We start from the raw sequence: 24,433 nt of genomic DNA, 5'->3' as shown, positions 1-24,433 counted from the left end.
GTCCTTTCGGCGGCACGCCGCCGTCAAATCCAACGGTTGCTGGATTGTAGGGGGACAATGGCGCCCATGACCATGCCCCGACGACGTCCCGGCCGACCCCGGCGTTCCGAGAGCCGGGACACCCGCGAGGTGGTGCTGACCGCCGCCACCGCGCTGTTCGCCGCCCGGGGCTTCGACGCCGTCGGGCTGCGGCAGGTCGCCGCCGCCGCCGGCGTCGACGTCGCCACGGTCTCCCACCACACGGGTACGAAGGCGCAGCTCTACGACGCCTGCTTCGCCCGGGTGTTCGTCGCCGAACGCGACGCCCTGCAGGCCGCGACGCGGGCGGCCCACGACGCCCTCGACACCGGGCCCGCCGCCGCCCGGGGGGCGCTGCACGACCTGGTCGACGTGTTCGTCGACTTCCTGCAGGAGCACCCGCAGACCACCGCCCTGTGGCTGCGCCGCTGGCTGGAGCCGCACCGGCACGCCGACCTCGACGAGCGGTACTCCGCGCCGCTGTACGAGCTGGTGGAGCAACTGCTGCGGGCGGCGGCCGCCGCCGGGGCGCTGGTCGAACCCACCCCGCACATCACGGTGCGCAGCCTGGTCTGGGCCGTGCACGCGCACGTGGTGGCGCTGGCCGCCGACGCGGCCGCGGCGCAGCGGGAACGCCAGGAGTTCCGCGCCTTCGTGCACCGGTTCCTCGACGGCCTCTACTGGGCCGGCGGGCAGCCGGGCACCCCGTAGCGGGCGCCGCCTGACGCGCACCGGCCGGCGGGCGTCAGCGCCGCATCAGCGCGAACACCCCCCACCCCAGGTGGGGGCGCTGGTAGCGGACGTAGCGCAGCGGCGCGGTGTCGAGTTCGGCGCGTAGCTCGCCGGCCAGTTCGTCGTCGGGGTGGGCGTCGAGCCAGCGGCGCACCGACAACCACTGTGCGGCGACGTAACGGTCCCAGCTGTCCTCGTCGGCCAGGACCATCTCCACCAGGTCGAAGCCGAGCCGGCCGAACAGGGCGACCAGGCCCGGCAGGTCGTGGAAGTCTTCCCGGGCCGTGGCGTGGCAGGCCGTCACCGTCGCCTCATCGGGCGGGTCGACCCGCCAGAACGGCTCGCCGATCAGCAGCAGGCCGCCGGGGCGCAGGGCGCGTTCGAGCAGCCCGATGGTGCCCGCGACGCCGCCGCCGATCCAGGTCGCCCCGACGCACGCGGCGACGTCGACCTCGACCTCGGCGGTGTACGTGGCGGCGTCGCCGTGCACGAACGCCACCCGCCCGGCTACGCCCAGCTCGACCGCGCGGGCCCGGGCGGCGTCGACGAAGACGGTGCTGATGTCGACCCCGGTGCCGGTCACGCCGTGCGCGTGGCTCCACTGGCAGAGCATCTCGCCGCTGCCGCAGGCCAGGTCGAGCAGGGTCGTGCCCGGCCGCAGGCGCAGGGCCCGGCCGAGGGTGGCGAGTTTCGCGGCGGTGAAGGGGTTGTGGATGCGGTGGTCGCGTTCGCGGATGACAAAGCTGCGTGGCAGGTCCACCGAAACACCTTCCCGGGACGTGAGGTCCGTAAGGTAACCGCGGCGCGCGGCGCCGTCGACCGCATTACGGGCCCGGACGCCTTGACGCAGGGCCACCACCCCCCGCATTATCCATCGAGTGTTGGATTAACGCGGGGGAGGACGACGACATGGGGCAACCCCCACGGGTCGCGGTGATCGGCGCCGGCGCCGCCGGCCTGGCCACCCTCAAGGCCCTCGCCGACGCCGGCGTGCCAGCCGCGGCCTTCGAGGCCACCGACACCATCGGCGGCCTGTGGGTGTACGGGGCACCCGACTCGCCCGCCTACCGCACCCTGCACCTGAACACCAGCCGGACCCGCACCCAGTTCGCCGACCACCCCATGCCCGCCCACTGGCCCGACTACCCCGACCACACCCGCGTCGCCGGCTACCTTCGCGACTACGCCCACCGCTTCGGCCTCCTCGACACCGTCCGGCTGCGGCACACCGTCGTCGGGGTCACCCGCGGCCCCGACGACCGGTGGACCGTGCGGACCACCGGCCCCCACGGCACCAGCGACGTCACCGTCGCCGCCGTCGTCGTCGCCAACGGCCACAACCGGGTGCCCCGCCCACCCGCGCCCCTGCCCGCCGGTGACTGCACCGCCGAACAGCTCCACAGCCACGCCTACCGCGGCCCCGAGCAGCTCGCCGGCCGGCGGGTCCTCGTCGTCGGCGGCGGCAACTCCGCCATGGACATCGCCGTGGACGCCTCCCACACCGCCCGGCGTACGCTGCTGTCGCTGCGCCGCGGCGTGTGGGTGGTGCCCAAGCACCTGCTCGGCCGCCCCTCGGACACCCTCAACGGGGCGCTCGCGCGGCGGCTGCCCTGGCGGCTGCGGCAGCGCATCAGCCAGACCCTGCTCACCGCCACCGTCGGGCCGCCCACCCGCTACGGGCTGCCCGCACCCACCCACGGCTTCCTCCAGGACCATCCCACCCTCTCCGACGGGCTGCTGTCGCGGCTCACCCACGGCGAGATCGAGGCCCGCCCCGGCGTCGCGGCGTTCCACGGCGACCAGGTCGAGTTCACCGACGGCCGCGTCGACACCGTCGACCTGGTCGTCTGGTGCACCGGCTACCGCGTCGAGGTGCCGTTCCTCGACCCCGGGCTGCTCGGCACCGGCCCCGACACCCTGCCGCTGTACCGGCACGTGTTCCACCTCGACGCCCCCGGGCTGGCCTTCGTCGGGCTGATGCAGTCCACCGGAGCGGCGTTCCCCCTGCTGGAGGCGCAGGCCCGCCTCGTCGCCGCCCGCCTCGCCGGCCGGTACGCCCCGCCGGCCCCGGCGGCCCAACGCGCCGCCTGCCGTGCCGAACTGCGCGCCGCCACCGCCCGCTGGGGAGACCGCCGCCCGGCGATGCGCGTCGACTTCGACACGTACCTGGCGCAGCTGGGCCGTGAACTCGCCGCCGGCACCCGCCGCGCCGCCCGGGACGCGACGTGAGCGCCCTGACCGGCCGCCGCGCCCTCGTCACCGGCGCGCGCGGCACCTTCGGCCGGCACCTGTGCGCGGCCCTGCACGCCGCCGGCGCCCGCGTCGTCGGCCTCGACCTGCACGCCCACGACGACCCCGCCGCCCCCGTGCTCGGCGTCGACCTGAGCGACCCGGCCGCCACCGCCACCGCCGTGACCGCCGCCGTCGACCGGCTCGGCGGCCTCGACCTGCTGGTCAACAACGCCGGAGTCGGCGGCCCCGCCCCCGCCGAGCTGCCCCCCGACGACACCGTGCGCCAGCAGATCGAGGTGAACCTGCTCGCCGCCTGGCGCACCACCGCCGCCGCCCTGCCCGCCCTCGTCGCCGACCACGGCCGGGTGATCTTCGTGGCCAGCCGGATGGCGGTGCTGCCGCTGCCCCTGGCCGCCGCGTACGGAGTCAGCAAACGCGCCCTCGTCGCGTACGCCGACGCGTTGCGACTGGAGGTCGGCACCCACGTCGGCGTCACCGTCGTCTACCCCAGCATGGTCGCCTCACCCATCCACGACAGCACCGCCCGCGCCGGGCTGTCCCTGAACGGGGTGTCCCGACCCGAACCCGTCGAGGGCGTCGTCGCGGCGATCCTGCGCGCCGCCGCCGCCCGCCGCGCCCCACGCGACGTGGCCACCACCACCCGGGGCCGCCTCGAACTGGCCGTCGCCCGGCACGCGCCCGCCCTGGCCGACCGCCTCGTACGGCGTGCCGTCGCCGGGCGGATCGCCGCCGGTGACCTCGACGCCGCGCCCCTGGCCGCCGGCCTCGTGCGCCGCCACCGCCACCCCGGGACCCCCTGAACGCGGGCCCCGCGCCGCTGCGGGGCGGCACCGACGGCGGCGATGGGCAACACTACGGGGATGTCGGTGCTCCTGCGGGCCCCCGCGACCCCCCACCATCCCGAGCTGGAGCTGCGCCCCTGGCACGACGGCGACATCCCCGAGCTGATCGAGGTCTACCGCGACCCGGTGCTGCGCCACTGGACCCGGCATCCGGTCGACGACGCCCGCGACGCCCACCGGTGGATGGTCCGCAGCCGGCAGGGCTGGGCCGCCGGCCGCCGCTTCGCCTTCGCCGTACGCGAGCCCCGCCGCGACGGCGGCGACCGCCTCGTCGCCACGGTCGTGCTCAAGGACGTCCTGCCCAGCCGCCCGCACGCCGAGATCGGCTACTGGACGGCCGCCTGGGCCCGCGGGCGCGGCGTCGCACCGCGCGCCGTGCAGGCGGTCACCGACTGGGCGTTCACCCGGTTCGCCGCGACCGGCCTGACCCGCCTGGACCTGCTGCACCAGGTCGACAACACCGCCTCCTGCCGGGTCGCCGAGAAGGCCGGCTACCCGTTCCAGGAGACACTTCCCGCCCGGGCGCCGTTCCCCCGCGACGGGCACCGCCACGCCCGCCACGCCGCCCCGCACCCCGGCGGCGACCGAGGGTGAGCCGCAGCGGGCGGCGTCAGGTCGCGCAGCCCCGCAACGCCCGCCGGTAGGCACCCGGAGTCGTGCCCACCCGAACGCGGAAGCGACGGCGCAGATTCGCCGCCGAGGTGAGGCCGACGCGGACCGCGACGGCCTCCACCGGCAGATCCGTCTCCTCCAGCAGGGTGCGTGCCCGCGCCACCCGGCGAGACAGCAGCCACGCGCCCGGGCTCGTGCCGAGCTGCTCGGCGAACCGTCGGGCCAGCGTCCGGGGCGAGACGTGCAGATGCGCCGCCAGGTCACCCACCGACAACGCCGTTCCCAGGCGCGCCTCGGCCCACTCCAGGAGCCCGTCCAGGCTGTCCATGGCCGGCGCGGCCAGCACGGGCTGTGTCTGGCCGCCGTCACGGTGCGGTGGCATCACCATGTACCGCGCGACGAGCGCCGCGTGCCCGACACCGTGATCCTTCCCGACGAGGTGCAGGCACAGGTCGATGCCGGCGCCGGCGCCGGCGCTCGTGGCCACGTCCCCGTGATCGACGTAGAGCACGTCCGCCTCCACGCGCACCCGGGGGAACTCCTGCCGCAGCTGCTCGGCGCGCGCCCAGTGCGTCGTGGCCGAGCGGCCGTCCAGCAGGCCGGTGCGGGCCAGCGCGAACACGCCGCCGCAGATCGTGACGAGTCGCGCCCCCCGGGCGTGGGCCCGCAGCAGCGCACCGCGCACCCGCGCCGACAGCGGCGCCTCCACCGGCGCCCAGCCCGGGATCACCACGGTGTCCGCGGAATCGAGAGCCGAGAGGTCCCGCGACACCGACAGCGCGTACCCGGCTGACGTGGGCACCTGCCCGGGCCGCTCCGTGCACACCCCGAACTCGTAGTGGCGGGGCGTGCCAGGGGGCACCGTGCCGAAGACCTCAGCGGCGCAGCCCAGCTCGAACGTCGACTGCACCGGTCGTACCAGGGCGACCACGCGATGCATGGCGAGAAAGTACCCCACGGTGTCCTCGTCGCCGCTGTCGTGCGGGGCGCGCCGGCGGCACCGTGGAGGGCATGCATCCAGAGATCCTGACCCAGGAGGGCTACACCGCCGTACGCGTCGAGGCGGCCCCCGTCCGCGAACTCTTCCCCGGCATCCGGCTGCGTCCGCTGTGGCGGGGACCACACGGCGCGCAGGCCGCCGTGCTCGAGATGGACCCCGGCTCGTCGTGGCCGCGCCGTGACGTCCACACGCCCGGCCCCGAAGAGGTGTACGTGCTCGACGGCACGTTCCACGACGGCGCTCGCGACTACCCGGCGGGGACGTTCCTGCACGCCCCGGCCGGATCGTGGCACGTGCCCGCGACCGTCACCGGCTGCAGACTGTTCCTCTTCTACCCGGCGGGCTAGGGACCGGGTGATGGGGTCCACGCCCCGGTCGCTGACACGACCGGGCGGGTACCGTGGACCCGGGGAGGTGCCGGGGTGAGCAACAGGTGGGAGGCCGCGGCCGAGGCGCAGATCCGCACCGCCCAGGAACGCGGCGAGTTCGACAACCTGCCCGGGGCGGGCAAACCACTGCCGGGCCGGGGCACGCCCTACGACGAGTCGTGGTGGATCAAGAGTTTCCTGGAGCGCGAGAAGCTGCCCAGCGACCTGCTGCTGCCGACGCCGCTGCTGCTGCGCCGCAGGATCGAACGAGTGCCCGACGAGGTGCGGGACCTGCCCACCGAGGCGGCCGTGCGGGCGTACGTCGCCGATCTCAACCGGGAGGTCGTCGCCTGGCTGCGCAACCCGACCGGCCCGCAGGTCGTCGTGCGTCCCGCCAACGCCGACGAGGTGGTGGCCGGGTGGCGTGCCGCCCGGGAACGGGCCCGCGCGGAGGCGGTGGCGGCGGCGCGGCCGGCACCGCCTCAGCACGGTCCCCGCCGCCGGTGGCAGTGGCCGTGGCGGGGACCGCGGCGGCCCTGACGCCTACAGCTAGCCGGGGGCACCCAGATCGACGGCCTCTCTGACGAAGACGATGCCGTCGATCGTGTCGAGCTGGGTCGGGTCCAGCGGGAAGTAGGCGAAGTCCCGGGAGACCCGCGGGGCGGCTGCGGCGGCCGCCCGGGCCAGGCGGCGGCCGTCGACCACGCAAGCGTGCCACGGGAGGGTGGCCAGGATGCCCTCGGTGGTGTCCGCAGCCGGGGCGTCGCCACCGATCGCGCCGAAGGCCGAGGCGAGGAAGGCGTACCGGTCGCCGAGGCGGGCCGCGGTGATGGCTCCCGCGCTCCACATCCGCACGTCCTGGTCGCCCAGCGACATGCGGCTGGGGTGGCGCTGCAGGTGCAGGTTGTGGGCGAAGACCAGCGCCGGGCCGTGCGCGGCGACGGCACGCAGGTTCGCGGCCATCATCGCGTCCCGCAGCCCCGACAGCCGGGAGATCCGGTCCGCGGTGCCGTCGGCCATCGCGTGGTGGTAGCGGAGCAGACCGACGGCGGTACGCCCGTACAGTTCCGCCCGCTCCCGGTCGCGCACACTCAGCTGCGGCAACTGCGTGTCGAGCAGCGCCAGCAGGTCGTCGGCGATCACCCGCAGCCGCTGGGCGTCGGCGGACCGGCCGATCGACTGGGACGGGTCCATGACGGTGGCCTCGTTCGACCACCGCTCGTCGGGGCCGAGCAGCGCATCGAGGGTCTCCCGGGTGCAGGGCAGCGGGCCGTCGAGGAGGCCGTGCAGGGCGGTGAGCGCCTGACGCGGGCTGGCCGCCCAGTATTCCAGGGGGCCGTCGATCCCGAAGAACCGCAGCTTCTCATCGTGGGCCTCGTTGTAGGTGCGCATCCAGCGCACGAGGTCCCGGTTGGCCGCCGACGCGCCGAAGCCGTGGCTGAAGCCGCGCGCCATGACGTCGTCGAGGTCACCGGCGCCGGTCGCGATGTGGTCGTCCACCACCAGGCCCATCAGGCAGTCGCTCTCGATGGCGAACGACCGGTAGCCCTCGTGTTCGACGAGGTGCCGGAAGACCTCGTTGCGCAACGCGCCCAACTCCCCCACGAAGTGCCGGGCTTCGCCCAGGCCGAGCAGCGCAGGCCGGGCGGGAAGGGAACGCAGGAAGGCCGAGATGGCGGCCCCGTCGAGTTTCCGTGCGATGTTCCGGACAGTCATTCCCTCAACGGTATCGTTGAACGAACGGTGTGAACTTTTCCCGGCATCGTCGGCTCCTCGTCGGGGCCAACCCTCAATCGGCGGGACGCGGGCAGGGGCGACCCGGCCGACCGCTGCCGGCACCGGCAGCGGTCACCGGTGATCTCCCGCGGTCGGACTGGTCGTCGCCGTCGCCCGGCCAGCGAACGCCTGGAGGTAGTCGTCGATCTCGGCCAGCACGGCGGTCTTACCCGCAGCGTCGAGGAACGAGTACCGCACGGCCTGGCGGGCCAGCTCCGCGACGCCGTGCTCGTCGAGGTCGAGCAGGTCTGCGGCCACCTGGTATTCCCTGTTCAGGGTGGTGGAGAACATGGGCGGGTCGTCGGAGTTGACGGTGACCGGCACGCCGGCGGCCACCAACTGCGGCAGCGGATGCTCGGCCAGCGACGGCACCGAGCGGGTGCAGGCGTTGGAGGTCGGGCACACCTCCAGGGCGATGTCGTGCTCGCGCAGGTGCGCCATCAACTCGGGGTCGCGGGCGGCGGCGATGCCGTGGCCGATGCGTTCCGCGCCGAGATGGCGTACCGCGTCCCACACGGTCTGCGGGCCGGTCGACTCACCGGCGTGCGGGACGCTGCGCAGCCCGGCTGCCCGCGCGGCGGCGAAGTGCCCGGCGTAGCGGGCGCGGGGGATTCCGGACTCCGGGCCGCCCAGCCCGAAACTGACGAGCCCGTCCGGACGCTGCTTGAGCGCCACCTCCAGGGTGACGTCGGCGCCGGTCATCGTGGGCTCGCCCGGGATGTCGAAGCACCAGCGCAGCTGGATGCCGTGGTCACGGGCGGCCCGCAGCCGGGCGTCCTCCACCGCCTCGCAGTACGCCTCGGCCGGGACACCACGCACGATCGACGAGTACGGGGTCAGCGTCAGCTCGGCGTACCGCACCGACTGGGCGGCCAGGCCGGCGCCGATGTCGTAGGTGAGCGTGGCCAGGTCCTCGGCGTCGCGGATCAGGTCCACCACCGACAGGTACACCTCGACGAAGTGCGCGAAGTCGGTGAACGTGAAGTACTCGGCCAGCAGCGCCGGGTCGGCCGGCACCCCGGTGGTCCCGGCGTGCCGTTCGGCCAGCCGCGCCACGGTGTGCGGTGTCGCCGACCCGACGTGGTGGACGTGCAGTTCCACCTTGGGCAAGCCGGCGATGAAGTCAGTCAGGTCCGTTGCCATTGCACAACCCTCACCGTGCGAGTGATCCGCCGGAGGGACGGCAGCCTCCCAGCGGGAGGCGCCCTTGGACCAAGGAACAGGCCGAGCGTGGCGGATGGTCATCCGTCGCAGCGCCTCTCGACCCGCAACGGCACGCTAACAAGAGCGCTCGGTGACGACAACCCTCCGCGACGGGCCGGGGCTGACCGAGGTGCAGGCGGGCGGTTGATAACCTGCGGCAATGCCGATCATGCGCCTCGTCGCCGCTTCCGACACGGCATGACGCCGCACCTGCGTCCCTCCGTCCGCGCGATCGTCCTCGACGAGAACGACCGCATCCTGCTCTGCCGGTTCGACTTTCCCCACCCGGTCGTGCCGGAGCAGTCGAAGGCCGTTTGGGCGGCCCCGGGCGGCGGCGTCGAACCCGGCGAGGACCGGCTGACGGCTCTGCGCCGTGAACTGCGGGAGGAGACCGGTCTGGCGATCGTCGCCGAACCGCCGCACGTCTGGCACCAGGAAGTCGTGGCCGCCGACGTCGCGCCGGGTTTCGACGGCGTCATCAACGACTACTTCCTCGTCCGCACGAACCATTTCCAGCCCCGCGGTGAGCTGACAGACGACCAACTCGCTGCGGAGAACCTGGCCGCGTTCCGGTGGTGGCAGCTCTCGGAGATCGCCGCCCACCGGGGACCTGAGCTGTTCTCGCCCCGCGACCTCACCACACCCCTGACAGCGCTTCTCACCGTGGGAACGCCGGACCAGCCGGTCCAGCTCGGCCTCTAGTCCGGACCGTGTTCGCCGGTTCTGAGCAGGTGGTCCGCTGGCTCCGGGGCCGTCACGGTGGGCAGGTGCCGACCCTGGCGAATGGAGGAACCGGCGTCGGTTCCTGCGCGAGGATCGTGCTCGTCAGGCCCGATGCCTGATCGGCCGATGCGGTCAGGGCAGCGCGGCCTGCCACGTCCACGAGGTGCGGCGGGGCCGACCGTCGAACTCGGCCCGCCCCGTCATCCACAGCAGCACCTCGGCCGGCGGGCCGGGCGGAGCGTCCGGGAACAGCCGGGTCAGCACGGCGGCGGCGGGCGCGGCGGGCGGCTGCCAGTCGACGTGTAGGCCCCGGGTGATGTCGTGGGTGTGCAGCAGGGTCTCCGCCACGCCCATGGCGGCGAACCCGGCCGGGTCGCAGGGGCCGAAGTGCCAGGCCCGCACGCCCGGGTCGGCCGCATCGACGGCGGTGGCGAGCAGGTCACCGCAGGCCGCGACGACGGTCAGCACCTGGGCGGGCGTCGCGGTGGGGGAGACGCGCAGGTCGAACGGCAGGTAGCCGTCGGCGGGCCGGCCGGCCAGCTGCCCCGCGTACGCGAGCAGGTCGTGCGCCACGTGCGCCGCGGTTGTCCAGCAGCTCCACTCCAGCGTCCCTGCCGGCACCGTCCAGTCGGCGTCGGTGTGTGGCCCGAGGACCCGGCCCATCTCGCCGATCGCGGCGCGCACGCCCGCCCCACCCGTGTCCGTCATGCCCCGACCGTGCCAGCCCTCGTCCCCGCCGACAACTTCGCTTTATTAGCGCATTACCGGTAACACTAATCCGATAATTTGATGCGGCAAAAGGGGCGAATCACCTGCGCACCATAATGACAGTTATGTGCGCGTCGGCGTCATGCGTCCCGCGGGCCGACGGATGCGGTGGTCAACGAGCCGCCGGGTGTGCCGGCGCTGTCGGAAGAGCGCGAACTCGGCACTAGCGCCAATAAGTTTGCTGTGGAAACCTATTGGCATGACTACTGAGCCGGTTGCTGCCGGTGGCGATCCCCGCCGACTGCTGTCTGACATTCGCTCCCTGGCGCACCAGGTGCGCCTCGACCAACGGATGACCTGGGTCGCCCTGCTGGTGCTGGGCGCGGTGACGCTCGCCGGAATCCCGTTCGACTGGCTCGCCATGACGGTGCGCTGCCACCCCGACACCAGCTGCGAGTTCGCGCGGCGGGGCGTGCTGTTCTACTGGCCCTCGGCGCTCCTGCTGGCCTACACGGCGATCGCCGTCTGCTATTCGCGGGCCGCCCGGTCCCGGGGCCTGGGTGCCCGGACGTTGCCGTACGCGATCGTCGGCGCCGCGACGACTGTCGTGTTCACCGCCGCGTGGGTAGCCGCAGCCCTGTACTTTCCGCATCACCCGCTGCCGTACCAGCCGCTGCCGTACTGGTGGTTGGTCCTGGACCGGTTGGTCTCGCCCTGGATCGCGCTGGTGGTGCTGGCCCGGATCGAGCGCAACATCGGACTGCTGCTGTTCACCCTCGCCTACCTGGCCCTGGTACTGCTGGTGCTGCCGACGAACGAGGGCTGGGGACTGGCCGGCTGGGGAGTTCAGGCCCGATTCGCGGCACCGCAAGTCGTCAGCGGCGCGCTGTTGCTGCTCGGCGCGGCCGGGTTCTTCAGAGCAGCCCGCAGGCGGCAGCGGTGACGGCGACGATCGGCACCCCGGGCCCAGGGCACCCGGTCACCGGGCTGGACGAGGTGGTGCACCAGCGGGCACGGCTGGGCATCCTGACCATCGCGCACGAGGCCCACCGGGTCGAGTTCGGCTACCTGCGCACCCACCTCGAGCTGACCGCCGGCAACCTCTCCAAGCACCTCAGCGTGCTGGAAACGGCCGGCCTGATCGAGATCCAGAAAGGCTACGAGGGGCGGCGCGGCCGGACCTGGATCACCCTCACCGCCGCCGGAGCCACCGCGCTCGCCGACGAGATCGCGCGACTCAAGCAGCTCATCGCGCGCGTCGAGACGACCAACTGACCGTAGCGTCAGCTGACAGACCCGAACAGGACCGGGTCTGCCAGCTGACGCGATCGGGCGGTTGCGCACCTCTGCTGTGGCCACCGCTATGCAGGAGGGCCGGCGACGCGTACGGCCTGCGGCGGCTAGCGCAGGTGCCGGGCGAAGAACCCGGCCGCGTCCTCCCCGGCGAACTGCGGGACACCGGTGTGCCCGCCCATGTTGGCGTGCAGCGTCTTCTCCGTGGAGCCGAAGGCGTCGAACAGGTCCAGGGCCGCTTGGCGGTCGTTGCCCTCGTCGTCCCACTGCAGCAGGACATGCAGCGGAATGGTGACCTGTCGGGCCTCCTCGAACATGGCGCGAGGCACGAAACTCCCGGCGAAGAGACCGGCGGCCACGATGCGGGGCTCGACCACCGCAAGCCGGATGCCGACGGAGATCACACCACCCGAGTACCCGACCGGACCACCGATCTCGGGCAGCGACAGGAGGGCATCCAGGGCGGCCTGCGTTTCCGGGACCGCCCTGCCGACGAGCGGGAGGATGAGGGAGTCGACGATCTCGTCGCTGACCGGCTCGTCGGCCTCCAGCGCCCGGCGCAGGTCGGCGCGGGCCTGCTCGGCGGCGGCCCAACGGGGCCGGTCACCGCTGCCGGGGAGCTCGATGGCCGCCGCGGCGAAGCCGTCCGCCGCGGCGCGCCGGGCCCGGGCCACCAGACGGGGGTACATCTTGCGCAGTCCGAGCGGAGGGTGGCCGAGCAGGGTCAGCGGGACCGGCGCGGATGCGGATGCGGGTGTCCACAGGATGCCGGGGATCTCGCCGAGGGCGAACTCGCGTTCGAGGACGCCGTCGTCAAGGCGCTGTTCAGTAGTGAATCGCATGGTCGTGCCTTTCGGGATCGCTCGTAACGGCGCTCCCGGACGACCTACCGCCCGACCGTGACCCCGGAGGGGAGCACCCATGTCGAAACGTTCACGGGTACCACCTCCTCGGTCTCTCACACGGCCTCCCGAAAGCTAGCAGTGGCCGCCGTGACCCGCCAACGTGTTTCTGCCGTGCTCCCGAAGGACGAAATAAGGATCCCGGCGGGGGATGAGCTCCCACCCCGACCGAAACCGCCCCGTGGCCCCCGACGCCGGGAGCCACGTCATTCCCCCACGGTCAAGGTGTGGGTGAACGTGATCGGCGGGACCGTGATGGTGAGGTCCCGCAGTTCGCTGCGGCCGAATGCCATCGTCCATCGCTGCCATCGGCGGGCTGCGGCTGCCCCGTACGAGGGGTGGACCAACTCGCCGGTGCCGCTGGTGGCAGTGACCCTGACGGTGTCGATTCCCGACAGTCTCCATGCCCCTTGCTGGAGTACGCCAGGTCCGTCCACGTCGACGATTTCGACCACCAGCGACAGCCCGTGCAGGCCATCGACCAACCCCCAGTGCGTCACGGCGATGGTGCCGACACGACCGAGGATGGCCGGTGGACGGATGAGACGAGGCGCGGAAATCGTCATGGATCACACGATAACGGCCCGCCGAACTGTGTCGGGGGCGCACGGCGCGCACGCTCGGTATCGGAACGATCCCACTACGCTCACGTCCATGACCGAAGCCCTGATCGAGGCGGATGACGGTACGCGGTTACGGACCTGGACCACAGGCGCGACGAACCCGCAGACGCTGCCCCTGGTGATGCTGCACGGCGGCCCCGGGATCCGCGACTATCTGGCCCCGGTCGCCGGCATCGTCGACGACCGGTATCTGGTGCACCGCTACGACCAGCGTGGCACCGGTGGTCCTCCTGGGCCGGGCAGCACACGATCGCCCGCCACGTGCGCGACCTGGCGTCGTTGCTCGACGCGTGGGGGCACGACCGGGTGGTGCTGGTCGGGCACTCGTTCGGCGCCCACCTGACCAGCTACTTCCTGCTGGCGCAGCCCGATCGGGTGGCCGGGCTGGTGCAGCTCGCCGGGCCCTTCCTGGAGCCGTGGCGGGAGGCCGACCGGGCAGCCCAGCGGGCCCGACGCACCGACCCGCAGCAGGCCAGGCTCGACGCCCTCGACGCGGTGGAGTCCCGCACCGACGCCGAGGAGATCGAGTACCTGACGCTGTCGTGGTGCACCGACCACGCCGACCGGGACCGGGCATGGGAGTGGGCGTCGGCGGCGGCGCGGACGCTGCGGCCCGTCAACTACGCGATGAACCACCAGCTCAACGCGGCGGCGAAGACCGACCCGCTCGAATCGCGCGTGGACGAACTCCGTGAGCGGCTACCGCCCGACGCGATGATCATCGGCGGTGCCGGGGACAGCCGCCCCGCCGATGCGCTGCGCCGGCTGGGGGCACGCCTCGGCTGCGAGGTGACCGTCGTGCCGGACGCGGGTCACCATCCCTGGCTGGAGGCGCCGGAGCGGTTCGCCGCGGTGTTCCGTGCCGCAGTGGGCAGGCAGGCCCGTCGGGGCGGTTGATCAGGCCGCCCGCCCCGGACCGGCGGCCGGTCCGGGGCGGGCGGCGACCGTCGGTCAGTGCGGCGGGGGCGTGAGGTGCCGGGTGAAGAACCGGACCGCGCTGTCCAGTTCGTGTTCGGGCAGCCGGTCGCCGTGCCGGCCCGGGTTGGCGTGCAGGGTCTTCTCGGTGGAGCCGAACGCGTCGAACAGGGCCAGGCTCTGCGCGCGGGGGACCCGCTCGTCGTCCCACTGGACCAGGAACTCGACCGGCACGGTGATCCGCGCGGCGGCCTCGGCGGCGGGGGCCGATGCCCCGCCCAGGCCGAGGACCGCCGCGCGGACCCGGGGTTCGGCGGCCACGAACGGCACACCGAGTCCGCAGCCCAGCGAGACGCCCCAGTAGCCGACCGGTCCGGGATCGAGGTGGTGCAGGACGGCCCGCCATTCCGGTACGGTCTGCGCGGCGACGAGCGTCTGGAAGTCGGCGAGCAGGGGTGCCGGGTCGCCGCCGGCGTCGGCGCGGGCCCGGATCTCGGTGGCGATGCGCTGGTAGCGGTCGTCGCTCGGGCGGTCGCCGTGGTTCGGCGCGTCCACCGCGACGGCCGCGAAACCGCTGGCCGCGAACCGGTGGGCGCGGTGCACGACGGCGGGGGCGGTCTTGTGTTGGCCGCCGCCGTGGCCGATGAGGATCAGCGGGCGAGGGCCGGTAGTGGTGCTGTCGGGCGGGGTCCACCGGACAGCGGGCACACCGTCGACAGTGAAGTGTTCTTCGTGGATGCGCATGCCGAATACGCGCCTTTCAGGGATGCCTTGTGCGGGCGCTCCCTAGGCCATGCGGGGGAGGGAGCCCCGACCGGTCGCAGCGTTGATCGGACTCACCTCCTCGGACAGTGCTCGTGCACGGCGGGGTGACCGTATCACCCGCCCGTGCGCGAGGATGGGACCGTGGGTGAGGAACAGCGATTGGCCGGCGGCAACACCGGCGGCGCGGTCCGCATCGGCGACACGGTGCGGCGTACGCCGGGGGCGTGGACGTCGTCGGTGCACGCGCTGCTGCGGCACCTGGAGACGGTCGGCTTCGACGGGGCGCCCCGGGCGCGGGGCTTCGACGAGCACGGGCGGGAGGTCCTGTCGTTCCTGCCCGGGGAGACGGTCGGCGTCACCCGGCCGTGGCCGGCCTGGGCGCACAGCGACGACGCGCTGCGCCAGGTCGCGCGGTGGCTGCGGGACCTGCACGCCGCGGTGGCGGGCTTCGTGCCGCCCGCAGGGGCGCGGTGGCGCGAGGGCGGCGTCTGGCGGCCGGGCCTGATCGTCGGGCACAACGACGCGGCCCCGTACAACGCGGCGTGGGCCGACGGGCGGCTCGTCGGGTTCTTCGACTGGGACCTCGCGGCCCCGGTCACCCGTGAGTGGGACCTGGCGTTCACCGCGTTCGCGTGGGTGCCGTTGCACGCCCGGCACGTGGTGGCCGCCGAGGGGTTCACGGCGTTCGCGGACCGGCCCCGGCGGCTGCGGCTGTTCCTCGACGCCTACGGTCACGCCGGGCCGGTGGGGTCGTTCGTCGAGGTGGTCCGCCAGCGGGTGGCCGCCTCGGCCGAGGGCATCCGCCGCACGGCGGCGGCGGGCGACCCCGCGTACCGGACGATGGTCGACCACGGCGTCGACGCCGCGCTGGAGACGGCGGTGCGGGAGCTGGCCGACTTCCCGACCGGGTGAGGCGGCGTCGGGTTGACACGGCCGCCGGTGCGCGCTATCAAAGAACCAGGACTTGAGTCACCCAGACTCAACTTGATGCCTTCGGCCAGGAGAACCGAGGAGGAACCACGATGCTGATGCGCACCGACCCGTTCCGGGAGATCGACCGGCTCGCCGAGCAGCTGCTCGGCACCAACTCCCGCCCCGCCGTGATGCACATGGACGCCTACCGCGACGGCGACTACTTCTACGCCGCGTTCGACCTGCCCGGGGTGGACCCGGACAGCATCGACTGCACCGTCGAACGCAACGTGCTGACCGTCCGCGCGCAGCGCCGCCGCCCGACCGGCGACAACGTCGAACTGGTCGCGGCGGAGCGCCCCATGGGCACGTTCAGCCGGCAGCTGTTCCTCAGCGACACCCTCGACACCGACCGCCTCGAGGCGGGCTACGACCACGGGGTGCTGACCCTGCGCATCCCCGTGGCAGAGCGGGCCAAGCCCCGCCGGGTGGCCATCGCCACCGGCAGCAACGGCCACCGGCAGATCGACGCCTGACGGCACCCGTCGCGATCAGGGCACCCCGCGTCGGGTGCCCTGATCGCGACGACACGTAAACCGGTCGCGGACGGCGGCGGGGGATGCCAGACTCGACGACGTCCCCGCAGCCGAGACACCGGAGCCGACCAGCACATGTGATCCCGCAGGCCGCGGCCGGGCCGACCGCCCCGCCGCCACGCGCACCGACCGGCCGCCCGTCGTGGGCGTCCCGGCCCGCCTGCCGTCCCGCGGAGGATCACCGTGTTGAAGGTCGTGTCCGTCAGCTTGCAGTACGACGCCGAGCCGCTGTTCACCGGCGTCGACCTCGTCGTCAACGCCGGTGACCGGGTCGGCCTGGTCGGCCCCAACGGGGTCGGCAAGTCCAGCCTCCTGCGGGTGCTCACCGGGGCCGAGCCGCCGTCGACCGGGCACGTCAGCCTCGCCCCCGGTACCCGGATCGGCTACTTCGCCCAGCAGCCGCCCGACCCGACGGTCACCGTCGGGCAGTTCCTCGCCGCCGGCCTCGGGGAGCTGGGCCGGCTCGACCGGCGGCTGCGGACCCTGGAGCGGCGGCTGGCCGGCGGGGACACCACCGCCCTGGACGCCTACGGCGAGGCCCAGGACCGCTTCGCCGCCCTGGACGGGTGGCGGGCGCAGGCACGGCTGGCCGAGGTCCGCCAGCGACTCGACGTGGCCGGCCTGCCCGACGACGCGCCGCTGCACCGCGTCAGCGGCGGCGAGCAGGCCCGGCTGACCCTGGCCCGGGTGCTGCTGGACACCCCGGACCTGCTGATCCTCGACGAGCCGACCAACCACCTCGACGCCGACGGCATCGCCTGGCTCGGCGGCTGGCTGGCCGCGTTCGGCGGCGGCGTGCTGGTGGTCAGCCACGACCGGGCGTTCCTGGACCGCACCGTCACCCGCGTCGTGGAACTCGACGGCATCCACGACACACCGCAGACGTACACCGGCGGGTACACCGACTACCGGGCGGAGAAGACCCGCCGCTGGCAGCGGCTGCTGCTGGACTACGAGGCGCAGGAGAAGACCCACCAGCGGCTGCTGGCCGACATCGCGCGCACCAAGGAACACGCGCGCGGGGTGGAGTCGACGGTGCGCCGCGGCCTCGGCGCCGACCAGGCGCGCCGCTACGCGAAGAAGGTCGCGCGTAAGGCCACGGCGCGGCAGCGGCGGCTACGCCGGCAGATGGACTCGCTGCGGTGGCTGGCGCAGCCGCAGACCCGCCCGGCGCTGACCCTGGCGTTTCCCGACCCGGCCGGCGACGACGGCCGGGACGTGCTCGCCGCGCGGGGCCTGGCCGCCCGCGCCGGCGACCGGCCCCTGTTCGCGGGCGTGGACCTGCGGGTGCGCGACGGCGACCGGGTGCTACTCACCGGCGACAACGGCGCCGGCAAGACCACGCTGCTGCGTATCCTCGCCGGCCTGCGCGAACCCGACGCGGGGGAGGTCACCTGCGGTGCGCCGGTGGCGCTGCTGCCGCAGACCCACGACGCGCTGCGCACCGACGTCCCGGTGCTGACGTGGTTCCGCTCCCAGGTGCCCGTGTACGTCGACGAGGCCGAGCGGCTGCTCGACGCGCACCTGTTCGGCCCGGAGCAGTGGGACCAGCCGCTGCGGCTGCTGTCGGCCGGGGAGCTGCGCCGGCTGCTGCTGGCGGTCATGGTGAACGGTCCGGCGCGGGTGCTGCTGCTCGACGAGCCGACGAACTTCCTCGACTTCGACTCCCTGGACGTGGTGGAGGAGGCGCTGCGCGCGTACCGGGGCACGGTGGTGCTGGTGACCCACGACGTGTGGTTCGCCGACGCCGTCGGCTACGACCGGTGCTGGCGGGTCACCGGCGGCGGGGTTCACGAGGAGCCGGCCGGCGGCGGGCGGCCGGGACGGGAAAGCCCTCGGGCGCGCCTCACCGCCGACGCGCGCGGAGACTGAGAACCTTTCACCCATGCTTCGTCCCGAGTTTCCGGTGCTGCCGCGTGGCGCGGCCCGGCCGGCCCTGCGCGGGGCCGGTCCGGGCGACTTCACCGAGGCGTGGCTGCGTAACCGCCGGTTGTCCGAGCACACCCGCGACGCCTACCGGCGGGACGTGGCCGGCTGGTTGGCGTGGTGCCGGGCGCGGGAGCTGGACCCGCTGCGGGCGAACTTCCTCGACGTCAACGCCTACGGCCGGGAGTTGGAGGCCACCCCGGCGGCGCGCAGCGGCCGGCCGTTGACCCCGGCGACGGTGGCCCGCAAGCTGTCGGCCCTGTCGAGCTGGTACGACTTCCTGGTCAAGCTGCGGGCGGTGCAGGCGAACCCGGTGGCCGCGGCGGACCGGCCCCGCGTCGACCGGGACCACTCCTCGACGATCGGGTTGACGCCGCAGGAGGTGGATGCGCTGCTGGCCGCGGCGCAGGCCGAGACCGGGCCGACGGCGGCCCGGAACCGGGCGGCGGTGGCGTTGCTGGCCGACCTCGGGTTGCGGGTGGGGGAGCTGGTGTCGTTGGACGTGGCGGACCTGGGCGCGGAGCGGGGGCACCGCAGTGTCCGGTTCGTCGGCAAGGGCGGCAAGCCGCGGCGGCGGGCGCTGACCCCGTCCACGGCGTACGAGGTGGACGCCTACCTGGCCGAGCGGGCGGCGGCGCAGGGGGTGGGCGTCCACGAGGTGACCGGGCCGCTGCTGGTGACCGCGACCGGCGCGCGGCTGGACCGGCACTCGGTGTTCCGGCTGGTGCGGCGGCTGGCCCGGGTGGCGGGCATCCCGGCGTGGGAGAAGTTGTCGCCGCACTCGCTTCGGCACGCGTTCGCCACGACGGCCCGCGCGGAGGGGGTGCCGTTGGAGGACGTGCAGGACGCGATGGGGCACGCGGACCCGCGGACGACCCGCCGCTACGACCGGGACCGGCACAACCTGGACCGCGACCCGGCGTACGCGATCTGGGCGGCGCGGGCCCGCCGGCGCGCCTGACCCGTCAGCAGAGCAGGTCGAGGTGGCGGTGGGCGTCGGCGGAGATGTCGTCGTGGCGCAGCCGCCGCCGCGCCCACAGCTCGGCGGCGACACGGGCCTGCTCGTCGCCCCACGCGGCGTGTTCGACGAGCAGGGCGCAAGTCAGCGCCGCCGCCAGGCGCAACGCCAGCGCGCGGGCGCCGGCGACGACGTCGGTGGCGCGCGGGTCGGCGGTGACGTCGGCGAGGGCGGCGGTCAACTGGCCGGTGACGTCGGCGAGGGTGTCGGCCAGGGCCGGCGACAGCGGCCGGGCCAGGTCGACGGCGGCGGCGAGGCGGCGCAGCAGGGGCGCGTCGGCGTTCTCGCGGGCGACGGCGCGCAGCACGTCCAGGGCGAGCACGTTGGTGGTGCCCTCCCAGATCGGCAGGACCTGCGCGTCGCGCAGCAGCCGGGGCACGCCGGTGTCCTCGACGTACCCGGCGCCGCCGAACGCCTCCACGTATTCGCTGGCGCAGGCCACGGCGAGCCGGCCGGTGGCGAGTTTCGCCAGGGGCGCGACGACCCGCAGCTCGGCGGCGGCGTCCACGTCGGCGTCGGTCTCGACGCGGCCGAGCAGCGCGAACGCGTGCCCGGCCAGGGCGAACGCGGCGGCGGCGTCGACGGCGAGCGCGCCGAGGGTGGCCCGGTGCAGCGGGCTGTCGGCCAGGCGTCCCCCGGCGACGGCGCGGGCGGTGGCGTAGGCGCGGGCGTAGTCCAGGCCGCGGCGGATCCCGCCGGCCGCGGCGGCGGCGTTGTGCACCCGGGTCACCACCACCAGGGTCATCGCCCGGGCCAGGCCGGGCACCGCCGGGTCGCCCAGCGGCAGCGCGTACGCGTCGGTGAGGCCGATCTCGGCGGTCGGCAGCGCCCACGTGCCCAGCTTGTCCTTGAGCCGGTGCACGGTGACGCCGGGGGCGGGTGCGCCGGCGGCGGCGGTGACCCCGGCCAGGGGCGAGTCGGCGGCGTAGCGGGGCACCAGGAACGGGGCGAGCACGCGGCTGCCCCGACCGGCGCCCTCGGGGCGGGCCAGGGCCACCGCCATCGGCGCGTCGGCGGCGGAGCAGAACCACTTCTGGCCGGTGAGCCGCCACGACCCGTCGGCGGCGGGCCGGCCGACGGTGGCGGACCCGGACAGGTCGGAGCCGCCCTGCGACTCGGTCATCCACTGCCCGGACACGATCGCCGTGTCGGGGTCGGTGGAGGTCAGCCGGGGCAGCCACGCGTCGCGCACGGTCGCGTCGACGTCGGGCAGGCTCAGCAGCGCCGCCGCGCCGTCGGCCATGGCCACCGGGCAGGAGAACGTGGCCGACTCCGGCCCGTACAGGTGCAGCAGGGCGTGTTGGACGACCCGCGCGCCGGCTCCCCACCGCTGCCGCGCGGACGCCTGGTAGGGCAGGGCGACCACGGCGTGGCGGGCGGCGGCGGCGCGTTGGGCCTGCCAGCCGGCGGACGTGTCGATGCGGTCGACACGTGCGCCCCACCCGTCGTAGCGGACCAGGACCGGCGGGTGGGCCTCGGCGTCGGCGTGCGCGGCGCGCAGCGACCCGGCCACGTCGGCGGCCAGGTCGACCAGCCGGGGCTGCGCGGCGTCGTGCCCGGCGGGGCCGAGCAGGCGGCGCAGCCAGGACCGCAGCAGCCGGTCACCGGTGTACGGGTCGTCGGGGGTGGGCACCGGCTGCACGTAACGGGTCATCGTCGCCTCGCCTCCGCGGGTTGCCATCCGTGTGCCGCCGACCGTAGACGATGCGGCCGGGCGGGGCGACCCGGGGCGAGTGCCTGCGCGGCGGCGGCGGGTGGGCCTACGGTCGACGTGATGGGCAGTGAGCAGCCGTGGACGCGGCCGGCGCGGCGGGGCCGGCCGGCACGCACCGGTCTGCTGGCCGCCGGCGCGGGGTTGGGGCTGTGCCTGGTGGGGGTGGCCGGGCTGGGCGCGTGGAACGTGCAGATGCTGGCCGGTGCCGGCGACCAGGTCCGCGACGGCGCCGACGGGTTCCTGCGGGAGGTCGCCGCGGGCGACGTGGAGCGGGCCTACGAGCGGCTGTGCGCGCAGTCGCGCAGCCGGTGGAGCGCGGTCGGTTTCGCCGGCTGGGTGCGCACGCCGCCGGTGGTCACCGGCTACGAGATCGTCGACGTGTCGGTGCGCACCAAGGGGGGCCGGCCGACCGGGACGGTGCGGGCACGGCTGACCCGCGACGGCGGCGCGGGCGAGGACCGCACGGTGACGATGGTGAAGGAGGACGGCCGGTGGCGGGTCTGCGGTGACCCGTTCTGAGGCGCTGCCGCCGGCGGGTCAGTCGCGGGGGCCCAGCTCACCGGCGCGGTAGTGCCGCCGGCACAGCACCTGGTAGCGCACGTCGGCGGTGTCCACGGTGTCGCCGATGACGACCTGTTCGCCTTCGCGGACGACCCGGCCGCCGATGACGCGGGCGTTGAGCAGCCCTTCGCGGCCGCACCAGCACAGCACCTCGACCTGGATGCGGGCGACGGAGTCGGCGAGTTCGAACAGCCGCCGGGCGGCGGGGAACAGGCTGGACCGGAAGTCGGTGGCCAGGCCGAACGCGTACACGTCGACGTCGTCGTTGTCGACGAGGTCGGCCATCTGCTCGATGTGTTCCAGGTTGTAGAAGGACGCCTCGTCGCAGATGAGGTAGTCCACGCGTACCCCGTCGGCCCAGGCGTCGCGGACCAGGTCGCGCAGGTCGAGGCCGTCGGTGACCTCGATCGCAGCGTGGGCCAGGCCGATGCGGGTGGTGACCTGCGGGCCCAGGGACCGGTCGATGCGGGTGGTGACCAGGCCGCGGCGGCCCTGCCGGGCGTGGTTGTGGTTCATCTGCAGGGCCATCGTGGACTTGCCGCAGTCCATCGGCCCCCAGAAGAACCGCAGGGCGGCGGCGTGCAGCGGCCGGCCGTCGGCGCCCCGGGTCGCGGCGCAGCCGCGGCGGGGGTCGTCGTCCGGGCCCGGTAGGGGCCGGGCCAGGCAGATCGGGGTGGCAGCGGCGTCGTCGGTCACGTCGGGGCAGCCTAGCCGATCGAGCACCGCCGATCAGTCGGGTGCGTGTCGGCCTACAGCACCCTCGGCGGGGTGTTGCCGGCGGCGACGATCGCGCGGCGGATCGGCACGGCGGCCAGCAACGCGAACCCGACCACGAAGAAGATCAGCAGGGAGACCAGGCCCACCCGGTAGGAGGCGGTGAGCTGGAACACCAGCCCGAAGGCGAGGGGCCCGAGCCAGCTGGTGCCCTTGTCGCTGATCTCGTAGAAGCCGTAGTACTCGCCCTCCTTGCCGGCGGGGATGAGCTGGCTGAACAGCGACCGGCTCAGCGCCTGGCTGCCGCCGAGGACCAGCCCGATGCAGCCACCGAGGATCATGAACGGCAGCGGCGCCTCGGCGGGCAGCCGGAACGCGGCGATGATCACGCCGGTCCACAGCACGAGGCTGAGCAGCACCGTCTTCCACGCCCCGATGCGCCGGGCCAGCGCGCCCAGGGCCAGGGCGCCGCCGAAGGCGAGGAACTGCACCAGCAGGATGGTGGTGATCAGGGTGCTCTGCCCCAGCTTCAGCTCCTCGGTGCCGTACTGACTGGCGAGGGTGATCACGGTCTGGATGCCGTCGTTGTAGACCAGGAACGCCAGCAGGAAGAACAACGTCAACGGGTACGCCTTGACCTCGCGCAGGGTGCGGCCGAGCTGCCGGAACCCGTCGGTGAGCACGTTGCCGCCGCCGGCCGGCGCGGCGGCGGGCGGGCGCTCGCGCAGCCAACGCAGCGGCACCAGGGTGAACGCCGCCCACCACACGCCGGCCGACACGATCGACCAGCGGGCCAGGTCCAGGGTGCGCTGCGGGTTGCCCTCCTCGGTGAGCATGGTCACCGCGACGAGGTTCGCGGCCAGCAGCAGCCCGCCGCCGAGGTAGCCGATGGCCCAGCCGCGGCTGGAGATGCCGTCGCGTTCGTCGGGGCCGCCCAGCTGCGGCAGGAACGAGTTGTAGACCACCACGGCCGCGCCGAAGGCGATGTTGGCCACCAGGAACAGCGCCCCGCCGAGCAGGTACCGCTCGCCGGTGACGAACGCGAACGCGATCGTCGCGCCCGCGCCGGTGAACGCCGCCGTGCCCAGCAGCCGCTTCTTGTGCGCCGACCGGTCGGCCACCGCGCCGACCACCGGCAGCACGAACACGGTCAGGAACACCGACAGGGAGATCAGGTACGGGTAGTAGGAGCCGGCGGCGACCCGGATGCCCAGCGGGTGCACGTACCCGTCGCAGCGCTCGGCGCCCAGCGCGCAGCCGGCGGCCAGCTCGGTGACGGTGGTCAGGAACGGGCCGAGGAACACGGTGATGACGGTCGTCTGGAACGCCGAGTTCGCCCAGTCGTAGAGGTACCAGCCGCGCCGCTCGCGGGCGGTGCTGGCAGGCGGCGGGGTCGCCACGTCGGGGGTGACCGTCTCGGCCATCGGTTTCCTCCGCCGATCTCAGGCGGCCCAGTGGCCGCGGCTGCGGTAGACGTCGCGCAGCACGCCGACGTGATCGGTCATGATGCCATCCACACCAAGATCAAGTAACTCGTGCATCTCGGCAGGTTCGTCGATCGTCCAGACGTGCACGTGCAACCCCAGCCCGTGCGCGTACGCCAGGAACCGGCGGTCGACCACGGGCAGCCGGCCGTAGCGCGGCGGCACCTGCACCGCCACCACCGACGGGTGCAGCCGCACCGGCCGCCCGTGCAGCGACGCCACCCGCAGCCGGGCCACCCCGCGCGCGCCCAGACCCGTGGCGACCCGCCCGTGCGTGGCCGCCCGCAGCCGGGCCAGCCGGGCGTCGCTGAACGAGGCCAGCAGCACCCGGTCGCCGGCGGCGACCCGCTCGAGCGCGGCGACGGTCGGCGCGATCGCCCCGTCGGCCTTCACGTCGACGTTGAACCGCACCTGCGGCCACGCGCCGAGGACGTCGTCGAGGCGGGGCACCACGGCGGCCCCGCCGACGCGCACCGACGCCAGGTCCGCCCAGCGCAGATCCGCGATGCGCCCCGGCTGCCCGGTGACCCGCCGCAGGGTCGCATCGTGGAACACCACGGCGACCCCGTCGACGGTGCCGTGCACGTCGGTCTCGACGTACCGGTAGCCCAGGCCGACCGCGCGGGCGAACGCCTCGGCGGTGTTCTCGTCGCCGTGGGCCGCGCCGCCGCGGTGGGCGAACGCCAGCGGCGCGGGCGCGTCGAGGTAGGCGGAGGGGGAGGGCACGCCCGGCAGTATGCCCCGCCGGGGCCGACGCCGGATGACCGGCAGGTGA

The 24,433-nt window shown here is 74.2% G+C and carries 28 protein-coding genes and 1 riboswitch; of the genes, 16 read left to right on the top strand and 12 right to left on the bottom strand.

Annotation, left to right across the window (positions count from 1 at the left end):
• The first annotated feature begins 66 nt into the window (after nucleotides 1-66).
• The gene (locus tag TK50_RS31570) at nucleotides 67-729 is read left to right on the top strand and encodes a TetR family transcriptional regulator (RefSeq protein WP_374199688.1); all 663 of its coding nucleotides are present in this window, start codon (nucleotides 67-69) and stop codon (nucleotides 727-729) included.
• Nucleotides 730-763: 34 nt separating this feature from the next.
• Here the strand turns inward: TK50_RS31570 and TK50_RS31565 are convergent, their stop codons facing one another.
• On the bottom strand, nucleotides 764-1,510 hold the full coding sequence (locus tag TK50_RS31565) for an SAM-dependent methyltransferase (RefSeq protein WP_043969166.1): 747 nt from the start codon (nucleotides 1,508-1,510) through the stop codon (nucleotides 764-766).
• A gap of 149 nt (nucleotides 1,511-1,659) precedes the next feature.
• Between TK50_RS31565 and TK50_RS31560 the strand changes: the two genes are divergently transcribed.
• Genes TK50_RS31560 through TK50_RS31550 form a run of 3 tightly spaced genes read left to right on the top strand, consistent with a single transcriptional unit; the run spans nucleotide 1,660 to nucleotide 4,439 of the window.
• The gene (locus TK50_RS31560; RefSeq protein WP_043969164.1) at nucleotides 1,660-2,979 is read left to right on the top strand and encodes a flavin-containing monooxygenase; all 1,320 of its coding nucleotides are present in this window, start codon (nucleotides 1,660-1,662) and stop codon (nucleotides 2,977-2,979) included.
• Complete coding sequence (locus TK50_RS31555) at nucleotides 2,976-3,803, top strand: SDR family NAD(P)-dependent oxidoreductase (protein WP_043969163.1); 828 nt, start codon at nucleotides 2,976-2,978, stop codon at nucleotides 3,801-3,803. Before TK50_RS31560 ends, TK50_RS31555 begins: the two co-directional genes overlap by 4 nt.
• Before the next feature lie 60 nt (nucleotides 3,804-3,863).
• Nucleotides 3,864-4,439 (top strand): GNAT family N-acetyltransferase, encoded by a 576-nt coding sequence (locus TK50_RS31550; RefSeq protein WP_043969162.1) that lies wholly within the window; start codon nucleotides 3,864-3,866, stop codon nucleotides 4,437-4,439.
• Between the two features lie 16 nt (nucleotides 4,440-4,455).
• Here TK50_RS31550 and TK50_RS31545 read toward each other — a convergent pair whose 3' ends face one another.
• Nucleotides 4,456-5,397, bottom strand: a complete 942-nt coding sequence (locus tag TK50_RS31545) for a GlxA family transcriptional regulator (RefSeq protein ID WP_043969161.1) — start codon at nucleotides 5,395-5,397, stop codon at nucleotides 4,456-4,458.
• A 71-nt stretch (nucleotides 5,398-5,468) separates the two neighbouring features.
• Between TK50_RS31545 and TK50_RS31540 the strand changes: the two genes are divergently transcribed.
• Together TK50_RS31540 and TK50_RS31535 are read left to right on the top strand one after the other, a co-directional pair.
• Nucleotides 5,469-5,804, top strand: coding sequence for a cupin domain-containing protein (locus TK50_RS31540; RefSeq protein ID WP_043969159.1), 336 nt, complete (start codon nucleotides 5,469-5,471; stop codon nucleotides 5,802-5,804).
• A gap of 75 nt (nucleotides 5,805-5,879) precedes the next feature.
• Nucleotides 5,880-6,365: a DnaJ family domain-containing protein gene (locus tag TK50_RS31535; protein WP_043969158.1), complete on the top strand. Its 486-nt coding sequence runs from the start codon at nucleotides 5,880-5,882 to the stop codon at nucleotides 6,363-6,365.
• 9 nt (nucleotides 6,366-6,374) lie between these two features.
• On the opposite strand, the gene TK50_RS31530 is transcribed toward TK50_RS31535, so the two are convergent.
• Together TK50_RS31530 and TK50_RS31525 are read right to left on the bottom strand one after the other, a co-directional pair.
• On the bottom strand, nucleotides 6,375-7,541 hold the full coding sequence (locus TK50_RS31530; RefSeq protein WP_043969156.1) for an erythromycin esterase family protein: 1,167 nt from the start codon (nucleotides 7,539-7,541) through the stop codon (nucleotides 6,375-6,377).
• A 132-nt stretch (nucleotides 7,542-7,673) separates the two neighbouring features.
• Nucleotides 7,674-8,744 carry an adenosine deaminase gene (locus TK50_RS31525; protein ID WP_043969155.1) on the bottom strand — a complete coding sequence of 357 codons (1,071 nt, stop codon included), beginning with the start codon at nucleotides 8,742-8,744 and terminating at the stop codon, nucleotides 7,674-7,676.
• Between the two features lie 50 nt (nucleotides 8,745-8,794).
• Nucleotides 8,795-8,869, bottom strand: a riboswitch (S-adenosyl-L-homocysteine riboswitch).
• Nucleotides 8,870-9,002: 133 nt separating this feature from the next.
• Between TK50_RS31525 and TK50_RS31520 the strand changes: the two genes are divergently transcribed.
• Nucleotides 9,003-9,506: an NUDIX domain-containing protein gene (locus tag TK50_RS31520; protein ID WP_043969154.1), complete on the top strand. Its 504-nt coding sequence runs from the start codon at nucleotides 9,003-9,005 to the stop codon at nucleotides 9,504-9,506.
• A gap of 153 nt (nucleotides 9,507-9,659) precedes the next feature.
• Here TK50_RS31520 and TK50_RS31515 read toward each other — a convergent pair whose 3' ends face one another.
• A complete protein-coding gene (locus TK50_RS31515) occupies nucleotides 9,660-10,235 on the bottom strand; it encodes a maleylpyruvate isomerase N-terminal domain-containing protein (RefSeq protein WP_043969153.1) in 576 nt (191 codons plus the stop codon).
• A gap of 259 nt (nucleotides 10,236-10,494) precedes the next feature.
• On the opposite strand from TK50_RS31515, the gene TK50_RS31510 reads away from it, so the two are divergent.
• Together TK50_RS31510 and TK50_RS31505 are read left to right on the top strand one after the other, a co-directional pair.
• On the top strand, nucleotides 10,495-11,178 hold the full coding sequence (locus TK50_RS31510; protein ID WP_043969152.1) for a hypothetical protein: 684 nt from the start codon (nucleotides 10,495-10,497) through the stop codon (nucleotides 11,176-11,178).
• Complete coding sequence (locus tag TK50_RS31505) at nucleotides 11,175-11,510, top strand: transcriptional regulator (protein ID WP_043969151.1); 336 nt, start codon at nucleotides 11,175-11,177, stop codon at nucleotides 11,508-11,510. Before TK50_RS31510 ends, TK50_RS31505 begins: the two co-directional genes overlap by 4 nt.
• Before the next feature lie 125 nt (nucleotides 11,511-11,635).
• Here TK50_RS31505 and TK50_RS31500 read toward each other — a convergent pair whose 3' ends face one another.
• Nucleotides 11,636-12,370 (bottom strand): hypothetical protein, encoded by a 735-nt coding sequence (locus TK50_RS31500; RefSeq protein WP_043969150.1) that lies wholly within the window; start codon nucleotides 12,368-12,370, stop codon nucleotides 11,636-11,638.
• A 266-nt stretch (nucleotides 12,371-12,636) separates the two neighbouring features.
• Nucleotides 12,637-12,996 carry a hypothetical protein gene (locus tag TK50_RS31495; RefSeq protein WP_043969149.1) on the bottom strand — a complete coding sequence of 120 codons (360 nt, stop codon included), beginning with the start codon at nucleotides 12,994-12,996 and terminating at the stop codon, nucleotides 12,637-12,639.
• Between the two features lie 88 nt (nucleotides 12,997-13,084).
• On the opposite strand from TK50_RS31495, the gene TK50_RS35660 reads away from it, so the two are divergent.
• Entirely contained in the window at nucleotides 13,085-13,396 is a 312-nt protein-coding gene (locus TK50_RS35660) for an alpha/beta fold hydrolase (RefSeq protein WP_338390918.1), read from the top strand.
• Nucleotides 13,315-13,950 carry an alpha/beta fold hydrolase gene (locus TK50_RS31490; RefSeq protein ID WP_338390917.1) on the top strand — a complete coding sequence of 212 codons (636 nt, stop codon included), beginning with the start codon at nucleotides 13,315-13,317 and terminating at the stop codon, nucleotides 13,948-13,950. Before TK50_RS35660 ends, TK50_RS31490 begins: the two co-directional genes overlap by 82 nt.
• Nucleotides 13,951-14,004: 54 nt before the next feature.
• Here TK50_RS31490 and TK50_RS31485 read toward each other — a convergent pair whose 3' ends face one another.
• Nucleotides 14,005-14,712: a dienelactone hydrolase family protein gene (locus TK50_RS31485; protein ID WP_043969148.1), complete on the bottom strand. Its 708-nt coding sequence runs from the start codon at nucleotides 14,710-14,712 to the stop codon at nucleotides 14,005-14,007.
• Between the two features lie 162 nt (nucleotides 14,713-14,874).
• On the opposite strand from TK50_RS31485, the gene TK50_RS31480 reads away from it, so the two are divergent.
• From TK50_RS31480 to TK50_RS31465, 4 genes are all read left to right on the top strand, one after another.
• Nucleotides 14,875-15,645 carry an aminoglycoside phosphotransferase/kinase family protein gene (locus TK50_RS31480; protein WP_052504037.1) on the top strand — a complete coding sequence of 257 codons (771 nt, stop codon included), beginning with the start codon at nucleotides 14,875-14,877 and terminating at the stop codon, nucleotides 15,643-15,645.
• 110 nt (nucleotides 15,646-15,755) lie between these two features.
• A complete protein-coding gene (locus TK50_RS31475; protein ID WP_043969146.1) occupies nucleotides 15,756-16,181 on the top strand; it encodes an Hsp20/alpha crystallin family protein in 426 nt (141 codons plus the stop codon).
• A gap of 255 nt (nucleotides 16,182-16,436) precedes the next feature.
• Nucleotides 16,437-18,113, top strand: coding sequence for an ABC-F family ATP-binding cassette domain-containing protein (locus TK50_RS31470; RefSeq protein ID WP_229405533.1), 1,677 nt, complete (start codon nucleotides 16,437-16,439; stop codon nucleotides 18,111-18,113).
• Between the two features lie 13 nt (nucleotides 18,114-18,126).
• A complete protein-coding gene (locus TK50_RS31465; protein WP_043969144.1) occupies nucleotides 18,127-19,128 on the top strand; it encodes a tyrosine-type recombinase/integrase in 1,002 nt (333 codons plus the stop codon).
• Between the two features lie 4 nt (nucleotides 19,129-19,132).
• Here the strand turns inward: TK50_RS31465 and TK50_RS31460 are convergent, their stop codons facing one another.
• Nucleotides 19,133-20,866: an acyl-CoA dehydrogenase family protein gene (locus TK50_RS31460; protein ID WP_063838638.1), complete on the bottom strand. Its 1,734-nt coding sequence runs from the start codon at nucleotides 20,864-20,866 to the stop codon at nucleotides 19,133-19,135.
• A 93-nt stretch (nucleotides 20,867-20,959) separates the two neighbouring features.
• Between TK50_RS31460 and TK50_RS31455 the strand changes: the two genes are divergently transcribed.
• Nucleotides 20,960-21,418: an Rv0361 family membrane protein gene (locus TK50_RS31455; protein ID WP_043969142.1), complete on the top strand. Its 459-nt coding sequence runs from the start codon at nucleotides 20,960-20,962 to the stop codon at nucleotides 21,416-21,418.
• 18 nt (nucleotides 21,419-21,436) lie between these two features.
• Here TK50_RS31455 and TK50_RS31450 read toward each other — a convergent pair whose 3' ends face one another.
• The 3 genes from TK50_RS31450 to TK50_RS31440 are packed head-to-tail and all read right to left on the bottom strand — an operon-like array spanning nucleotide 21,437 to nucleotide 24,384.
• Complete coding sequence (locus tag TK50_RS31450; RefSeq protein ID WP_043969141.1) at nucleotides 21,437-22,156, bottom strand: thymidine kinase; 720 nt, start codon at nucleotides 22,154-22,156, stop codon at nucleotides 21,437-21,439.
• 53 nt (nucleotides 22,157-22,209) lie between these two features.
• On the bottom strand, nucleotides 22,210-23,598 hold the full coding sequence (locus TK50_RS31445; protein WP_043969140.1) for an MFS transporter: 1,389 nt from the start codon (nucleotides 23,596-23,598) through the stop codon (nucleotides 22,210-22,212).
• 18 nt (nucleotides 23,599-23,616) lie between these two features.
• Complete coding sequence (locus tag TK50_RS31440; RefSeq protein WP_043969648.1) at nucleotides 23,617-24,384, bottom strand: glycerophosphodiester phosphodiesterase family protein; 768 nt, start codon at nucleotides 24,382-24,384, stop codon at nucleotides 23,617-23,619.
• Nucleotides 24,385-24,433: the final 49 nt, after the last annotated feature.

It is taken from the genome of Micromonospora haikouensis (assembly GCF_000876225.1).
Taxonomy (GTDB): domain Bacteria; phylum Actinomycetota; class Actinomycetes; order Mycobacteriales; family Micromonosporaceae; genus Micromonospora; species Micromonospora haikouensis.
This window is presented reverse-complemented; position numbering and strand designations above follow the sequence as displayed.

Bases quoted from the DNA above. Each gene is read 5' to 3' on its own strand.
- TK50_RS31545 (WP_043969161.1), bottom strand. From the start codon at position 5,397: ATGCATCGCGTGGTCGCCCTGGTACGACCGGTGCAGTCGACGTTCGAG.
- TK50_RS31460 (WP_063838638.1), bottom strand. From the start codon at position 20,866: ATGGCAACCCGCGGAGGCGAGGCGACGATGACCCGTTACGTGCAGCCG.
- TK50_RS31465 (WP_043969144.1), top strand. From the start codon at position 18,127: ATGCTTCGTCCCGAGTTTCCGGTGCTGCCGCGTGGCGCGGCCCGGCCG.
- TK50_RS31515 (WP_043969153.1), bottom strand. From the start codon at position 10,235: ATGACGGACACGGGTGGGGCGGGCGTGCGCGCCGCGATCGGCGAGATG.
- TK50_RS31525 (WP_043969155.1), bottom strand. From the start codon at position 8,744: ATGGCAACGGACCTGACTGACTTCATCGCCGGCTTGCCCAAGGTGGAA.
- TK50_RS31520 (WP_043969154.1), top strand. From the start codon at position 9,003: ATGACGCCGCACCTGCGTCCCTCCGTCCGCGCGATCGTCCTCGACGAG.
- TK50_RS31530 (WP_043969156.1), bottom strand. From the start codon at position 7,541: ATGACTGTCCGGAACATCGCACGGAAACTCGACGGGGCCGCCATCTCG.
- TK50_RS31495 (WP_043969149.1), bottom strand. From the start codon at position 12,996: ATGACGATTTCCGCGCCTCGTCTCATCCGTCCACCGGCCATCCTCGGT.
- TK50_RS31485 (WP_043969148.1), bottom strand. From the start codon at position 14,712: ATGCGCATCCACGAAGAACACTTCACTGTCGACGGTGTGCCCGCTGTC.
- TK50_RS31550 (WP_043969162.1), top strand. From the start codon at position 3,864: ATGTCGGTGCTCCTGCGGGCCCCCGCGACCCCCCACCATCCCGAGCTG.
- TK50_RS31510 (WP_043969152.1), top strand. From the start codon at position 10,495: ATGACTACTGAGCCGGTTGCTGCCGGTGGCGATCCCCGCCGACTGCTG.
- TK50_RS31455 (WP_043969142.1), top strand. From the start codon at position 20,960: ATGGGCAGTGAGCAGCCGTGGACGCGGCCGGCGCGGCGGGGCCGGCCG.
- TK50_RS31540 (WP_043969159.1), top strand. From the start codon at position 5,469: ATGCATCCAGAGATCCTGACCCAGGAGGGCTACACCGCCGTACGCGTC.
- TK50_RS31570 (WP_374199688.1), top strand. From the start codon at position 67: ATGACCATGCCCCGACGACGTCCCGGCCGACCCCGGCGTTCCGAGAGC.
- TK50_RS31560 (WP_043969164.1), top strand. From the start codon at position 1,660: ATGGGGCAACCCCCACGGGTCGCGGTGATCGGCGCCGGCGCCGCCGGC.
- TK50_RS35660 (WP_338390918.1), top strand. From the start codon at position 13,085: ATGACCGAAGCCCTGATCGAGGCGGATGACGGTACGCGGTTACGGACC.
- TK50_RS31445 (WP_043969140.1), bottom strand. From the start codon at position 23,598: ATGGCCGAGACGGTCACCCCCGACGTGGCGACCCCGCCGCCTGCCAGC.
- TK50_RS31500 (WP_043969150.1), bottom strand. From the start codon at position 12,370: ATGCGATTCACTACTGAACAGCGCCTTGACGACGGCGTCCTCGAACGC.
- TK50_RS31475 (WP_043969146.1), top strand. From the start codon at position 15,756: ATGCTGATGCGCACCGACCCGTTCCGGGAGATCGACCGGCTCGCCGAG.